Genomic DNA, 14,226 nt, shown 5'->3' with positions numbered 1-14,226 from the left:
CCCCCTGACTTCACATTACCCGACCTTCCTCAAGTATTTGGAGATTAATCCTCATGTCGAGCACCCCTGTAGGCATGAGTTCGCCGCAACGGAGGTCGTTCCGGTGGTGGCATTCGTTGCCGGTCCTACTCGTCCTCGGCGTGGTTATCACCTGGTCGCAGATGCCGGGTCACGGGGAGGAAACGGGTGCAGGTTCGAAGCACGAGACTGCGAGTACAACATCGAAGCTGGGCGGTGAAATTCCTGAGGTTGAAGTGATTCACCCGCGGAAGGGGGGGATCGAACGGACGACGGTTCAGCCCGGCTCGGTCTACGCGTTCGAGTCGGTCGATCTCTATTCTATGGTGTCGGGCTATTTGAAGTCACAGACCGTCGATATCGGTTCACGGGTCAAGAAGGGGGAGGTGATCGCCGAGATCGACGTCCCCCGCGAGAAGAACGCCGTGGAACTCGCCGCGGCGATGCTGGAGCAGGCCAAGGCCAAGGCACTCCAGGCCGCTGCCAAGGTCGATGCGATGGATGCCGAGCGTGAGACAGCCGTCGCGACCGTGGCCCAGACCGAGGCCGACATTGACCGGCTGAGTTCGAGCCTTCGCCTTGCCGAGAGCCAGTACACGCGAATCAAGAGCCTTTTCGAGAGAAACGCCGTTCCGCAGAGTGTGGTCGATGAAAACTTGAACGCGGTGCAGGCTGCCAAGGCGGCGGAAAAGACCGCCCACCTCACCGTCCAGACCGCCAAGGCCAAGCTCGCCGGCGCAGTGGCCCGAGTCGAGGAAGCGAAGGCGGACGTGATTGAGGCGCAAGCTTCGGTGCGCGTGGCGGAAACCCAACTGGGCAAGGCGCAGGTTGATCTTGGTTACGCGCAAATTCTCGCTCCCTTCGACGGATTGGTCACCCGTCGAAATTTTCATCCCAGCGCCTTCGTTCGCGCGGCCTCGGCGGGGGGCGATCAGCCCTTGCTGACCGTGGTGCGGACGGACCTGATGCGCGTGGTCGTCCGCGTCCCCGATCGTGATGTGGTGCTCACCAATCCCGGCGACCCGGCCGTCGTGACGATCGACGGGATCGGGTCACGGGAGTTTCGGGGCAAGGTGTCGCGGATCGCGGATTCGGAGGATCACCAGACGCGGACGATGCGGGTGGAGATCGACCTGGAGAACCCCGATCGCCTGCTTCGTGAGGGAATGTACGGTCGTGCGACGATTGGGCTGGAAACGCTCTCGGAACGGTTGACTTTGCCCACGGCCTGCGTTCTCGAGCGTTCCGGCAAGCGGCAGGGTGTGGTTCAGGTCGTCCGCGACGGCAAGGTGGAACGGATCAAGGTCGAACTGGGCGCCGATAACGGGACCCTGGTCGAGATCGACTCCGGTATCAACCCCGACGACGATGTGGTGCTTCGCTCGAAGAGCGTGCTCGAGCCTGGAATGACCGTCAGTCCCAAGTTATCCGGTTGAGCCCGATGGAACGCTCGCGGACATCGTTGATCGCCCCTGTCGGAGAAGCTTGACCCATGAACGGTTTGATTCGATCGTCCCTCAAGAATCCGATCGCCGTGACGGTATTGTCACTGGCGATCGTTGTGCTCGGGACGTTATCCGTCTACTCGATCCCGATCGACATCTTGCCTGTCTTCCGTAGCCCAGCGGTGCAGACGCTGGTCTTTTACGGCGGGATGCCCGCGGCCAGCATCGAGAAAAACATCACTGCCCGACTGGAACGAGGAGTGGTCCAAGCGACGGGGGGACGGCGTCTAGAGTCACGTTCGATCGTCGGCGTCAGCATCGTTCGCGACTTTTTCCGGAGCAACGTGAATCCGAGTGGTGCCTTGACCGAGACGAACTCGCTGGCCGGTTGGGAATTTCCGACCATGCCCCCAGGGACGCTCCCGCCGGTCGTGCTGCCGTATGACCCGACCGGGACGACTCCGGTCTGCTTGCTCGCGCTGGATAGCCAGACGCAAGGCGAGGCGGCACTCTTCGACACGGGCCGCTACGAGGTTCGCCCCCAGATCATGTCGCAGCCGGGGGCCAATGCCCCATTGGTCTATGGCGGCAAGGTCCGCGCGATCATGCTCTATCTTGACCGGGTCAAGCTCCAGGCTCGTCATCTGTCGCCTCTTGATGTGCTGAAGTCGGTTGATGAATATAACGTGTTTCTCCCGACCGGCAGCGTCAAGTTTGGCACCACCGACTACGCCATCGACTCGAACTCGATGTTCGACATGGTGCAGAACATGGGCCAGATTCCCCTCCGCAACGAGCACGGGAATGCTGCCTACCTGGCTGACGTTGCAACCCCCAAAGACGCGAATTTTATTCAGACCAACATCGTCCGGGTCAACGGCAAACGTCAGGTCTACGTCCCTGTCTTCCGTCAGGCAGGGGCGAGCACCCTGCAGGTGGTGGATACGCTGCGATCGTCGCTCGAGACGATGAAGGCCCGGCTCACCCGCGGTGGGATTGACCTGAAGCTTGTGATGGACCAGTCGGTCTATGTTCGCCAATCGATCGAAAGTTTGGCCGAGGAAGGAGTGCTTGGCGCGGTACTTTGTTCGCTCGTGATTCTCCTCTTTCTCGGTGACTGGCGGATGACGATCATCGCCTTCATGACGATCCCGATCGCGGTCCTGGCCGCGATGATCGGCCTGAATGCGACGGGCAACACCGTGAACGTGATGACGCTGGCGGGGCTCGCCCTTTCGATTGGCCCGCTCGTGGACAGCGCGATCATTTGCCTGGAAAATACCCACCGCCATCTGGGAATGGGCGCCTCGCCTGAGGACGCCGCCTACCTGGGGGCCAGCGAGGTGGCGATGCCTGCCCTGGTCGCCTGTATCTGCACGCTCCTGGTGCTTGCTCCGCTGGCACTCATGCCCGGTCTAGGTGAGTTCCTCTATCGGCCGATGGCCGCGTCGGTGGCTTTCGCCATGATTTCGGCGTACCTCCTTTCTCAGACCCTCGTCCCTTCCCGTTCCGCCCGCTGGCTACGTCCTCATGCCAGCCACGGTCACGCCGATGAGGCCGGGGCCGGTGAGAACGGCGGGCGCAAGGCCGTTCTACGGAACCTGTTCGCGAGCGCTCAGGCGCGCTGGGAAGGGGTGATCGAGGCGGGAATTCGTTGGTACGTCCGTCAGCTCGAACGCGTGATGAAGTTCCGGCTCGCGACCGTCTTCGGCTCCTTGGTGACCTTGGTGGCCGTTCTCGGTCTGCTGGGAACTCAACTCCGTCGCGAGTTCTTTCCTGAAGTTGATGCGGGCGCCTTCGAGATCTACGCTCGCGCGGCCAGCGGTACCCGGATTGAGGAAACCGAGAAGAAGATCGCCCGGGTCGAGCAATTCGTCCGCGATAAAATTGGTGACGACGTACAAATCATCATCTCCGAGCTGGGGGTGGTTGCCGACCTGTCAGCCGCCTACACCCCCAACGCCGGGCCGATGGACGGGGTCGTCAAGGTCCAGCTCATCGAGCATCGCCATCACTCAGCGCAAGAGTATGTCCGTATGCTCCGCGCAGGATTCGCGAACGATCACTCGTTCTCCGACCTCGAGTTCGCCTTCGATGCCGGTGGGATGATTCGCTCCGCGATGAACGAGGCAAGTCGTCGCCGATCAATATCCGGATCTCCGGCAAGGATATGGCCCAGGCACGTAAAGTCGCGGCCCTGGTTCAGCGCAAGGTGACTCAAGTCAACGGCGTCGTCGACGCCCGGATCATCCAGCGGCTCGACTATCCGCAGTACATCATCGACGTCGACCGCGCCAAGGCCGCCGATCTCGGGCTCAACCAGGCCGAGGTCATGAAGAATGTCGTCGCCGCGATGAATTCCAGCATTCAGTTTCACAAGAAGAACTTCTGGATCGACCCGGTCAGCCGGAATCAGTACTTCGTCGGCGTGCAGTATTTCGAGGAAGACATCAACTCCGTCGAGACCCTGCTCGATATTCCGATCACGAGCCCGAAGCAGGCACAGCCGATCCCACTCCGGAATTTCGCCACGCTGCGACGGGGTACGGTGCCGACCGAGATCACGCACACTAACCTCCAGTCGACCATCGACCTGACGATGGGTGTCGACGGAAGAGACCTCGGACACGTTGCCGACGACGTCACCAAGGTGGTCAACGAGTTCGGCGAGTCGAACGGGACCGCCTCCTGGATTCCCTACGACCCTTCGGAAGACGCGGCGCCCCGGACGCCGATCAAAGGGGCCTTGATGGAGCTGAGCGGCGAATATTCGCGAATGCAGGAGACCTTCAGCAGTCTCGGGATCGGGCTGATCCTGGCGACCATGCTGATCTATTTCCTCATGGCCGGACTCTTCAAGTCCTATTTGACCCCTCTGGTGATTCTGTTCGCCGTGCCGCTCGGCCTGATCGGTGTGGTCATCATGCTCTACGTCACCGGCTCGGCGATCAACGTTCAGTCGCTCCTCGGCGTGATCTTCATGGTTGGCATCGTCGTCTCGAACACCGTGCTCCTGGTCGACTTCGCCCAGAACTTGCGGGTTCAAGAGGGACTGTCGCCTGACGCCGCGATCCGCAAGGCGGCCTCGATCCGGGTTCGTCCGGTCGTGATGACCGCACTCGCCTCGTTCTTCGCCCTAATTCCGATGGCTCTGGCCCTCGGGCGCGGCAGCGAGGCGAACGGTCCGCTCGGCCGTTCGGTCATCGGGGGTATCGTCGCCGGGATGCTCACGACCCTGTTCGTTGTCCCCGCTCTCTATTCCTTGGTCGTTCGAGACAGCGGGGAGAGCAACGAACCACTCGAGCCAACCTCCGAGGATGACTCGATCCCGGGGCTTGTTTGAGCTCGATCGTTGCCGGGCTCAACCCAGGCGCTTAAGCTAGCTCCCGCGACGTTGAGCTCCGGGTGATTCCTTGGTTCGTGGAGTTTGCTGATGTCTAGGATCTTGGCAATTGGTTTCGCGCTGTTGGTGGGCTTTTGCCCGATGGCCGAGGCCGTCGAACAGCACGTCGTGGTGATCACGATCGATGGCTTACCCGCCTCTTACTTGAACGATATTCATGCTTCGCTCCCCGTGATTCGCGGACTCGCGAAGTCGGGTGTCGCGGCCGTCGACGGAATGCACGTTTCCAACCCTTCGGTCACCTGGCCGAACCACACGACGTTGATGACCGGCGTCCATCCGGAAAAGCATGGTGTGATCTTCAATGGTGGGTTGGAGCGGATTCCCGCCACGAACATGGTTCGGGTGAATCCCAAAAAGACTCAGGCCGAGTTGGTTCGGGTGCCGCTCCTTTTCGACATCATCAAAGAGGCCGGGCTGTCGAGCGCGGCGATCAACTGGCCCTGCACCCGGGAATCGAAATCGATCGACGACAACTTCCCCGACGTGCCGGAAAACGTTCGGAACTCCAGCCCTCGCCTCGTGAAGGAGCTGACCGAGTCGGGCGTGCTACGGCACTTCGAGGATGGTGGAAGCATCGTTCGGGATGAGGTCTGGACTGATGCCGCCTGCCACGTGATCCGCCATCGGATGCCGAGACTGCTGGCGCTCCACTTGCTCAATCTGGATTCGACCCATCACCGCTATGGTCCGAATTCCGCACCTGGCTATACCGCCGCCGCGCTCTGCGATGCGATGGTGGGTCGTGTTGTCAAAGCCATCGATGAAGCTGGGGTTCGCGATCGAACCACCATCTTTCTCGTGGCGGACCACGGCTTTGCGGCGATTCATAAATCGCTCAACCCGAATGCGATCCTGCGTCGCGAGGGCTTGATCCAGGTCGAGAACGGTAAGGTCACTTCCGCGAGGGCTTTTGTGGTGCCCGAGGGAGGCACCGGCCTGGTCTACCTCACCAATCCCGAGACCGCGACGCAAGATGCCCAGACCGTGCGACGCCTCTTCGAAGGTGCGGAAGGGATCGTGTCGGTACTCGGCCCTGACGAGTTCGCCCGTTACCACATGCCGACGCCCGCCACTCATAAAGACATGGCGAACCTGATTCTCGTGGCCAAGGACGGGTACACCGTCGGTGGCGCGACGGCGGGCGACGAGTTCGTCGTGGTGAACAAGTCGGGCACCACCGGATCTCATGGTTTCTTGTCAACCGAACCGAAGATGAACGCGATTTTCGTCGCCTCGGGTTCCGGTATCAAGTCGGGGGTGGCGCTCAAGGCCATCGACAACAGCGACGTCGCTCCGACCGCGGCTCGACTTCTCGGCGTTCCCTTGAAGCAAGCCACGGGCCGAATCCTTACCGAAATCCTCGCGGAAGGAAACTGAGCAAAATTGCTCGAAGTGAAAAGTATTCAATGATGATGTGACTTAGTTCGCAGTTATGAGTGTGACACGCCGCGAAATAAGATAGGGAGCTACCGCGACTCCTTCGCCTCAGGCCTCCATTGGGGCAGGCGAGCGGAGCGGGTAAGCTCCCTTTTTCTATCAACGACCCGCCATAGAGCGAGGAATTCCTCTCGTTCCCACGGTCCCCCGTGGGAATGCCGTCCCCGACGCTCCGCGTCGTCTGGCCTTCGAAAGCCGAGGACGCTGAGCCTCCAGGATTTCACTCCCACGGGGGACCATGAGAACGAGTAGCGAGAGGCTTACTCGCCTTGTCTCGGGTCGTTGTTTTTATTGGGGGGGGAGCGAGTCGGCTCGAATCAATTTCGCTGAACCGAATAAGACTGGCGTGCCGGATTCGTCGGAGTTGATCCTCTGGGGATGCCTCCGACGCGATTGGGGGAGCCGCAATCGAGCGTCCGCGCAAGGGCAGACGCTCAGCAGCGGCCTTCGCTCATTTCATTTCAATGCGGACCCCGGCGGCCTTACACTCTTCGAGTTCTTTGGTCCGCGCCTCATCGGTGAGCGGGTTACCGGTCAGGTAGAGTCGCAGAAACGGCGCGAATCGTTTTGGCCCGGCGGCATCCTCTTTCACCAGCTTCACGAGGGGGCCGAGCTCACTGATCTTGTTCCGTTCAAGGATCAGGATCTTGAGATCGGTCTGAGGCGAGAGCGCTGTCAGGTCCTTGATCTCGTTGTCCTGGAGCTCGAGCAGGGAGAGTCTTGTCACCTTGGCGAGGGGCGAGAGGTCAGTGACCTGATTCTTCCCGAGGCACAGCGAAGAGAGCTTGGTCAAGTTCGCCAGCGGTGCGATATCCTTGATCTGGTTGTTGTTGAGATAGAGCGCGGACAGGTTGGTGAGTCCCGCGAGCGGCTGGAGGTCCTGAATCTTGTTGCTCGAAAGCTCCAGGTACTGGAGTCCTTTCGACTCGCTCAACGGTGCGATCTCCTCGATCTTGTTGTCTGCGAGGTCGAGTGACTGGAGGTTCGTCAATCCCTTGAGGGGCTTGAGATCGACGATCTCATTCTTCGAGAGTCGAAGAAGCGCGAGATTCTTGCATTTTTCGAGACCGGTCAGATCACGGATCCCCTTGCCGGGGGCTTCCAGCACGTACACATTTTGAAGCTTTGCCTCGGTCAGCTCAGCCTTCGGTTCGTGCTTGAGAACCGCCTGGATCGCGGCTTCGAGGTTCTTGTCGGGAATCAGCGGGTCCGCGCCGAAGGAGGGTTGGGCCAGGAGCCCGGTGAAGAGAGCGAGCAGGCACATCTCGGCATAGCGTCGTTTCATGAGAGGCTCCTGGATGGAGAGTCAACCGTCTGGTTGCGACTCGAAAGCAGGGGGAGCGCTTCCGCCCGACGGCCGGGAGGTTTGTTCGAGGCGTCTCGACGAAGGAGTTTAACCTTGCCGAGCCACGAAGCGGCGGTGGGGGATCGCTCTAAAACAAGCCTGGGACCGCATTATGATCGCAGCGCAGGCTTGGTGCAAGTCGCTCGGTCGTGAGTGTGCCGGGTGGAAATCAAAGCCCCACCTCATGACCCGAAACGACGATCCCTCCTGGCTCTCTCTCCACCTGGGTGGAGATGGAAAAGACGCTCCCGGTTTCGGAACGTTCGCGGTATCAGCATCAGAAGGGGAGGTTGACTTGTACGAGGTAGCCATCGCTACTGGCCACGATCAACTCACCCGTCCTTCGGCTGGGAAAACAGGCGATGGCCGAAGGAATGTCGACCTGAGTCGACGAGAAGAGAGTGAACCGGTCGGCACCACAGCGGAACCAGTCGATCCGAGAAGCGGTCACCACCGCAACGACGCGAGAACGGACCAAGGCGGCCGCGAGATAGGGCCGCTCGCCGAGGATGCGATTGCTTGCCACCAGGTCCAGAAGTCCTTCATCGAAACGCAGGGCGGCCCAGAAAAGGGCGCCTTCTCGATCCAGGCCAACGAGCTCGAGATGCTCCGGATCGCTCCGATACCAGGACAGAGCGACCGAGTGGAGGGAGTTCGTCGGAGTCTGGGATGGTCTCCAGACAAGCCCCGTGGCATGCCGGGTCGTGCCTCCCGGCTCGATGAGACACCATTCGCGTCCGTCGTGGAGCAGCACTGAGAATGGCAATACCGGGCTGGGGGGACCGGGAAAGAGTAGGCCGGCAGGTGGGTCCGAGTCCGGCCTGGGAAGAGTGGTGCTTCCCCAGGAGGTGAGTGTTCTGACCGTCATGTAGTAGAGGGCCTGGCCATCCCAGACGCCCACCAGTTCCACGCCGTCAACCGTGATGATGGGAGTGAGCCAAGGCCGAGCCAAGTCATCGACCGACATGCTAAGAATGAGGCGATAAGTCCCCTCGGGGGACGCGGCGTAGGAGCTGAGAACCCCCGAGTCATGGCCCGTATTGCGGAGAACGACCAGGGATTGGCCGTCATGACTGGCTGCAAGCGCGGCAATCGGGAGCGAATACGCGGCAATTGGGAGCGGATACGTGGCCACCGGGATGACCTCGTTCCGTTCCGATCGAAAGCAATAGACATCGCCCGATTCAAAGCCAAGGAATAGGTCGTCGGAACCGGGCGCTGAACAGGCTGCGGTGACGTCGCTTGTCCCGATCCTCGACTTTCTGGTCACGCCTGGCTTGGTGGTTCGCTCAGTCAGTGCCGGGAATGACTTGACCACGGCCCTGGTGGCAAACACTGCGTCTCTGACGACCGAGCTGGGCCAGACCCCCGACCTGCCGAACACCTCCGACACGATCCGCCCCGAGGGCCTTCCGGTTTTGGCCAGTCCCCGAAGCCGGGCCGCCAGGCCCAAGCGTGCGCGGTCCAGGAGTTCCTCGCGAATCGACTCGAGAGCCGGTTGACCGGCGAGTCTGGCCAACTCGTGATAGTAGTGATCCCACTCCGCTTCGATGGACCATCGGTCTGCGAGATACGTATCCACTTCATTGAGTAAGCCGATGATTTCTCGCGATGAACCTGCCTCCGCATACTGGTCTGTGGCTTCGATCAGGCAGGCCACCGCGTTCCCCCGCGGTCGTTGGTTCCAACCGGCGAGGTAGAGGCCAAGCGCGAGGTCAGGGCGTTTTGCTTTCATGGCCAAGAGGCGGCCCGCGGAGAGGTGCCCTCCTTCCGAGGCGATCAGTACTTTGGCCGCGCGTTGATATTCGATCAGGGCTTCTTCGACTTCCCCGACGCGGAGGCGAAGATCCCCGGCCGCCTCATGGTCCCCGCCTTGTTGGTAGAATTGCAATGCGCGGTCGATCTCGCCGGCGGCCTCGAACTCACGGGCCGCTCCTCGCCAGTCCTCGAGCTTGGTCAGGAGTAGGATTGCGGCGTCATGATGGAGCTCGGCAACCGAAAGTGCGTGCGCCGCCTGCCGGTAATCCTTCAAGAGCTTCCCGTAGATAAGGGCTGCGCGTCTGGGGTCGCCCCGTCTCTGCGCCTCTTCGGCCGCCTTGCGATACTCACGCTTGAGTTCATTCAGAACGTCATCGGCGCCCAGCCAAACCGTGCCCGATTTTCGACCCGCATTCCCCAGCAACTCGGTGAGCGAGTAGATGAACGGGTTCGAGGGCAGTTGGTCTCCGGTCTCGATCGAACTGCCGCGTGAATCGTCGGCTTCGCCAAGGGGTAGAGCGCGACGAAGCGCGAGGTCGAGATCGCCCTCGCGAAACTCGCGTAAGAGCGACTTCAGAGCCGCAGCCTGGCGCCCCAAGACGGCTTCGCTCAAGCGAGGGGCCAGCCTCATGGCCTCACCGGCCCAGGCTGCTCCCAGTTTGGCGAGTCCCTGGAGCCCGAGCGCCTGGCCGAGCCAGATCAGCCCTCGGCCCGCGCCGAGGATCGCCTGGCCGGTCATCGTCGAGATCGGTCCCGCTTCGTCCGGGCGTGGCGATTCTGACCCAATTCCCCCCTCGTCCGACTCGAGCCAGGTCTCGGGTGACTCGTGAGGGATCTCCAAGAGGATTTCCTCGATCCTCGGGGCCAGGACGGCTGGTTCAGGTAACGACTGCCAGGCAAGGCCGCGCGAGGCCTCGACCGAGAGCAACTCAGCCAGGTCGAGAGGACGCCTTGGATGGAAGCTCAGCACATCCCCCCAAGGGGAGAACACCAGGGCTCGTCCCTGGACAAGCCCCTCGGCTTCGTCGTCCAGCAACGCGGGGACTAACTCGGCATCGACCGGGACGTAGAGATCCGTCGCCGAACGCCGGAGTCGAACCACTCCCGGGAACGGCTGCGAGTTAGGTCGCTCGAGTTTGATCACGAAGCCCCCGTCGACCCCGTGGAGACGCCCCGTCGGGTCCAGGCCGAGCTGCGCACAGAGCCGGAATAACTCCGTCACATCCGACCCCAAGAAGAGGAACGCGACCGCCGGCTCACTCGAGGAGCGTCGCTTGAGCTGAAGCGGAACCTTCATAGGCTTTGGCTCCCCTCGATTTCCGACGCCGCTCTCAGCGCGGCCCAGAACCGTGCTTGACCGTCCTCGGTGGCGGCTCCCCCGGTGAGGTTGGCGGCGCCCATCCTGGTCCCATCCGGCATCCAGCCCGCAAGCTGGTCGCGGAAAACATAGAACATGCACACAAGCTGGTTGGATCTGTCGAAAACCGAGACCTGGCCAATGAAGTCGACGAGCACCGAGAGTACGAGGACGGAACAAGAGGCGAGAAATCGTTTCGGGTCCTTGGACGGCAAGTCATGACCGCGAGTCGCGGGAATCAGATGATTCTGTTGCCCAGCAAATCGCTGAGCAAGACAAGCAAGGTAGGACGCTCGATCGCCCCGGCCCTGGGATAGCTCGAGTACACCTTGATCCCAACGAATGAGATGGATGTATTCACCCACAGATATAACCAAGGCCGACCGACTGAGCATGACGTTGACGCGCTGGTGAGTCCGTCCTCGTGGTGAAACGTAGAACGGAGTCGATTCACCGGCGATCGCTCTGACTTCCAGGTGCCGCTCGCCCGACTTGCGCGCGAAGTATCGTCCGTCGGCCGAAACCGCGAAACCGCGTGCTTTCAAGGTGCAAGGCACGGTGCCGAGCACGCGGAAGGAACTTGTCGAGAAGAACAAGAGCGACGTCCGCGTGGAATCGCCGATGGCCGCCGCGATGACGTCTCCCCCACGACGAGTCGACCGGATCTGGGCGCCTCGCAGACTTGGCCGCCCATCGGTGGTAGGGACGATCGTCTTGACGACACCCGCGTCGTTTTGGATGTCGATAGCGCCAGTCGACTCATGGAGCCGAAGCGCGGACCCATGAGCGGGGAGCGGAAGCAGGCACGGAACGACGAGAGCATGGTCCGGGAGATGCTTCAGAGCGTGCTTAAAGGCCAGCGCGGCTCGGTTCGAGACCGGATCGGTCGGCTGGAGCGGAGGAAACCGCCACTCCTTGGCTTCCGCACGGAGGTCGAGGGCGAAAACGGGTCCGAGCGGGTTTCGGGCGACGAGGGCCTCATGGCTCCTGAGGTACGACCATTCCGAAATGTTTGCTAATTCAATTCCAAGCGAATGGACATTGCATCGTCTTGTGGTGAAATCATAGTGACCCAAGACATGGGCCGTTCCACACTTGCCGACGACAATGACTCCCCCGCCCACTCCCACCACCGATTCGACTCGCGAGAGTGGGCGTCCCTCAAGGACGACTCGGGGAAGCATCTCGACCTGTGTGCCATCGATTCGGCAGGCGTGCAGGATCCCTTGCTGTCCGGTGAAAACGACCCACTCTCCCGCCTCGTCGAAATCGAATAGGGCATCGGGAATCGGGCTGAGTGCGCCGAGGGCGAACGGGAATCCGGGCGACTCAACCTCGCCTTGCCATCCCCCAACCTCAGAATTTCGGGAGGCGTGAGCTGGAGTTCGGTCATTATCCCGAGCAAGCTCGACCCGAAGGGTGGATCGGAGGATCGCCGAGCCTCGCGAAATCTCCGATAACGCAACGTGTCCTTCGCGATCGACCGAGACGGCAAAAAGCCGGGTCAAGGAATCCATCCGACGGGCAGCCGCCACGACGCTGGGATCGTTGAGGGTTCTCGGATGAGTCAGGAGCACGATATCGCGAAGCCTTGATTCGCCTGAGGACTCGAGTATTCGCTCGAGCGTCAGGCCGGGATGGGGCGAGAGATCGCTCGATTCGAGCAATCCGCCCAACTCCTCGTCGCTGAGTTGAGCGGGATCGACAGCGTTGCCTTCCTGACTGGTCGCGGCGATCGAGAACGGAATCTTCCGGCGTTCCGCCTGCCGCCCCAGCGCCATCGCCGCGGCCCCCAAGACCAACCGGACGGTTCCCCAGGTCAGGACCCCCTGATCCAGCACGACCACCACTTCTTCCGGCACGGGGGCTCGCGGCTCCTCACGTTGATAGAAGAGCAGTTCGTGCTCCGCGAACCTCCGGACGAACTCGTCCCCCTCGAGCGCGAGCTGGGTGGGAAGGATTCGTTCGGGCTGGCCTCGCGTCGCCACATCTGAGTACCCCCCCATCGGTAGCGTGGCCGGGGCAAGGCGGCGCGGAGGCAGGGTCAATCCCCCGGCCAGGTGGACGGCCAACGACATTGTCCCCGCAAGCCTGGGACGGCTTTCCAGGGCCGCCAAGATGGCGGAAAGTGTCCTCGGTCGGGGGATTGCGGCCACCCGTTCCGCCACGCCCTCGTGGATCGGGCCTCGACCGTAGCGAAGCCAGTGACGGAGCTCGTCCGACGTCAGCTCGGAAATCCTTTGAGTGATCAAACGTTCAAAACTGGGTGGATCGAACGGAGGAAGGACCGCGACTCCGGTGCGCGTCTCGCCAAGTGGTTCGGCCGAGGGCCGGGTCAAGGTGAGAGTCAGCTCCGCGAGGTTGGGCGGGTCGAGCGCGGGGGGAACGTCGCGGCAGAGCCGAGCGCAAAGCGCGCCGGCATTGCGGAGCGGAAGCCCCCACTCGCGAAATGCCTTCTCCAGTGTCGAGAGACTTTGAGATCGCGGGGAGCGGGGGCCGAGACCGAGGAGCCGCAACAAGTGAAGAATCAAGCTGAACGAGATCGGTCGGGACGCGGAATGAAAGCCCTCGAGGAAGAGGGAGATTTCGGCCCCCATGGCGAACGTCAGGCCGATTTCCGGGCCGTCGCAGGCGTACTCCACCGCCTCCCCCGTGGGGCACCAGCGGAGGTCGCCCAGCCAGCGGCAGTAGCTTTCCGAAATGGCCAGATAGTCCTCCACGTGGCTCATGTGTGCAGACTCCTTTCCGAAAGCCTGATGCCGGACCGGGTTAGTGGTTTGAAGACATGAGAAGAAATGACTTCATAACCACCGGGAGTCAGCAAGAGGAGTTCGGTGGAAGCCACGCTCAGCGTCCTTCGTAACGCGTCCTCCGAGAGGCTGGGATCAGCCCGGAACCCAAGAGGGATCAGGAGTTTGGCCCCCCAGTACCGCGTACCGTCAGCAAGGGCCGGGAGAGGGGAGCCCAGCAGCATGACAAGATCTCCCGCAATGGCCGCCCTCAGCGAGTTGACCCGTGACGACGGAACGGTCTCAGCCCACGCTGCCAACGCATTCAATCGACAGCGCATCGCGCTTGCCGGGCGGACGAATTCGTCGCGGACCAGGCGGAGACGGGCCGGTTGCGTTGATGTTCGGCGCGGGAGGGCCACTTCGATCCGGTCGGGCACAAGCGCGGTTGCCAGTGGAACCGATTCGCGATCGAGCTCGCGAGGGATGGCAAATGTCGGCAAATGCCGACCGAGCTGATACCAGAGCCCGGCGTGACGCGCGAACAGCAGGACGCCCGAGACCGGCAGGATCCGCCGTAAGACCCGTTCATCAACGGCCGGCCACCGCACCCAGGCACGATCACCCTGGATCAACACCCGGATCTCCGGCTCACGACGGAGGTCGGCTAGCGCGGCGAGGGCCGGCTGCGGTAGACTTGCGCAACAGATCTGGTCCAGGGTGGGGCACAT

At 61.9% G+C, this 14,226-nt stretch carries 8 protein-coding genes; 4 read left to right on the top strand and 4 right to left on the bottom strand.

Annotated features, from left to right (window positions below):
• Positions 1–53: 53 nt before the first annotated feature.
• The 4 genes from V5E97_RS35455 (at position 54) to V5E97_RS35440 (ending at position 6,246) form a co-directional block, all read left to right on the top strand.
• On the top strand, positions 54–1,454 hold the full coding sequence (locus V5E97_RS35455; protein WP_406696254.1) for an efflux RND transporter periplasmic adaptor subunit: 1,401 nt from the start codon (positions 54–56) through the stop codon (positions 1,452–1,454).
• 56 nt (positions 1,455–1,510) lie between these two features.
• Entirely contained in the window at positions 1,511–3,679 is a 2,169-nt protein-coding gene (locus V5E97_RS35450) for an efflux RND transporter permease subunit (protein ID WP_406696253.1), read from the top strand.
• On the top strand, positions 3,634–4,806 hold the full coding sequence (locus tag V5E97_RS35445; RefSeq protein ID WP_406696252.1) for an efflux RND transporter permease subunit: 1,173 nt from the start codon (positions 3,634–3,636) through the stop codon (positions 4,804–4,806). The genes V5E97_RS35450 and V5E97_RS35445 overlap by 46 nt, the downstream gene beginning before the upstream one ends.
• Positions 4,807–4,896: 90 nt before the next feature.
• Entirely contained in the window at positions 4,897–6,246 is a 1,350-nt protein-coding gene (locus tag V5E97_RS35440; protein WP_406696251.1) for an alkaline phosphatase family protein, read from the top strand.
• A gap of 511 nt (positions 6,247–6,757) precedes the next feature.
• Here V5E97_RS35440 and V5E97_RS35435 read toward each other — a convergent pair.
• The 4 genes from V5E97_RS35435 to V5E97_RS35420 form a co-directional block, all read right to left on the bottom strand.
• Positions 6,758–7,591: a leucine-rich repeat domain-containing protein gene (locus V5E97_RS35435; protein WP_406696250.1), complete on the bottom strand. Its 834-nt coding sequence runs from the start codon at positions 7,589–7,591 to the stop codon at positions 6,758–6,760.
• A gap of 337 nt (positions 7,592–7,928) precedes the next feature.
• Positions 7,929–10,706 (bottom strand): tetratricopeptide repeat protein, encoded by a 2,778-nt coding sequence (locus tag V5E97_RS35430; RefSeq protein ID WP_406696249.1) that lies wholly within the window; start codon positions 10,704–10,706, stop codon positions 7,929–7,931.
• Entirely contained in the window at positions 10,703–13,495 is a 2,793-nt protein-coding gene (locus tag V5E97_RS35425; RefSeq protein ID WP_406696248.1) for a hypothetical protein, read from the bottom strand. The genes V5E97_RS35430 and V5E97_RS35425 overlap by 4 nt, the downstream gene beginning before the upstream one ends.
• Complete coding sequence (locus tag V5E97_RS35420) at positions 13,492–14,226, bottom strand: hypothetical protein (protein WP_406696247.1); 735 nt, start codon at positions 14,224–14,226, stop codon at positions 13,492–13,494. The genes V5E97_RS35425 and V5E97_RS35420 overlap by 4 nt, the downstream gene beginning before the upstream one ends.

The sequence above is a fragment of the Singulisphaera photorubra genome, from assembly GCF_045290345.1.
Taxonomy (GTDB): Bacteria; Planctomycetota; Planctomycetia; order Isosphaerales; family Isosphaeraceae; genus Singulisphaera.
The sequence above is the reverse complement of the archived record's forward strand: the minus strand, read 5'-3'. Positions and strand labels throughout refer to the sequence as shown.

What these genes read in the sequence shown, in the direction of transcription:
- V5E97_RS35455 (WP_406696254.1), top strand. Translation starts at nt 54, where the DNA reads ATGTCGAGCACCCCTGTAGGCATGAGTTCGCCGCAACGGAGGTCGTTC.
- V5E97_RS35450 (WP_406696253.1), top strand. Translation starts at nt 1,511, where the DNA reads ATGAACGGTTTGATTCGATCGTCCCTCAAGAATCCGATCGCCGTGACG.
- V5E97_RS35445 (WP_406696252.1), top strand. Translation starts at nt 3,634, where the DNA reads ATGGCCCAGGCACGTAAAGTCGCGGCCCTGGTTCAGCGCAAGGTGACT.
- V5E97_RS35440 (WP_406696251.1), top strand. Translation starts at nt 4,897, where the DNA reads ATGTCTAGGATCTTGGCAATTGGTTTCGCGCTGTTGGTGGGCTTTTGC.
- V5E97_RS35435 (WP_406696250.1), bottom strand. Translation starts at nt 7,591, where the DNA reads ATGAAACGACGCTATGCCGAGATGTGCCTGCTCGCTCTCTTCACCGGG.
- V5E97_RS35430 (WP_406696249.1), bottom strand. Translation starts at nt 10,706, where the DNA reads ATGAAGGTTCCGCTTCAGCTCAAGCGACGCTCCTCGAGTGAGCCGGCG.
- V5E97_RS35425 (WP_406696248.1), bottom strand. Translation starts at nt 13,495, where the DNA reads ATGAGCCACGTGGAGGACTATCTGGCCATTTCGGAAAGCTACTGCCGC.
- V5E97_RS35420 (WP_406696247.1), bottom strand. Translation starts at nt 14,226, where the DNA reads ATGTGCCCCACCCTGGACCAGATCTGTTGCGCAAGTCTACCGCAGCCG.